Source organism: Geobacillus sp. B4113_201601 (genome assembly GCF_001587475.1).
Taxonomy (GTDB): Bacteria; Bacillota; Bacilli; order Bacillales; family Anoxybacillaceae; genus Geobacillus; species Geobacillus icigianus.
Genome location: NZ_LQYX01000048.1, coordinates 50,306 through 51,329 on the forward strand (window position 1 = coordinate 50,306; position 1,024 = coordinate 51,329).

1 pseudogene is annotated in these 1,024 nt (G+C 46.2%); it reads left to right on the forward strand.

Annotated features, from left to right (window positions below):
* Positions 1-671: 671 nt before the first annotated feature.
* Positions 672-949, forward strand: a pseudogene (locus B4113_RS07770) (DUF5082 domain-containing protein).
* Positions 950-1,024: the final 75 nt, after the last annotated feature.

Genomic DNA, 1,024 nt, shown 5'->3' on the forward strand with positions numbered 1-1,024 from the left:
TACGTGTAACGTCATACGGAACGACTAGCGATGGTAAAAAAGGATTGCCATCGCTCGTTGTGTTGGTCGAAATGGTATTCTAAAAAACGAAATAAAAAATCCTTTCTTTCTACCCTGTTAGGGTGCGAAATGTAAGATAAGCAGGTGGAGAGTGTGATTATTTTTTGGATGAAAAAAATATAATAGCAGGGTTTTTATCAGGATGTATTGAAAAAACCTACTGTTGTTTCGGCATAAAAGAAAATCGTATTTCTTGAGTAGCGAATGGACAAAATGATGAAAGCTGAAGGGATCGAGAATGTGGTGCAAACGGGACTTATTTAAAGGGAGTGAGCTTAGCCGGCCTCTGTCTGGTGAAGAGACCGAACGAAGGAATGTCGGCACAAGGATGCCCAGAGACATGGGAGGGTTCATCCTCATCAGCGATGCAGAGATCCAAGGTGCATCGCATACACACCGACCCACTGCAGTAAAAAATGTTCAGCAGTGACCGCGAAGCGCACCATAGACTGTTAGATATCAACAAAAACTAGAGGGAGGGTTCAATGGAGGGACGATGTAAAGTTTTTATTTGAAACAGCAGGGGATAGCTTGATATTGGCCATTATTTCGCCACTTTAACCGGGAAGGGAATACAAGTGTCATCGATAGTAGATTCGATTGAAAAGGAAATGAAGCGGAGGGCTTACGAAGCAGCGATGGCCATTTTGCGGTCTTACCAAGGGCAAGTGCATGAAGCGATGGAAGAATTTCAAGGTGCATTCGCGGCTTTTATCGCGCCAACGATGAATCTATTCCGTACTGGCAAGGGGAGGCGCGGGAAGCGTATGAGTGGGTCTATGCCGATTTAAAGCAAATCGAGGCGCGGATTGAGGCGACGGCGGATGAATTGGCCGATGAAATCAGCAGGGAAATCGCCCGTCTTCGTCGAAGGATAGAGGAGTTGTGATCACATGATTCGGTTGAAACCGGATGAGTTGGAAACGGTCGCGAAGCACATTCCCGATGCCGAAGACGCGTGCGA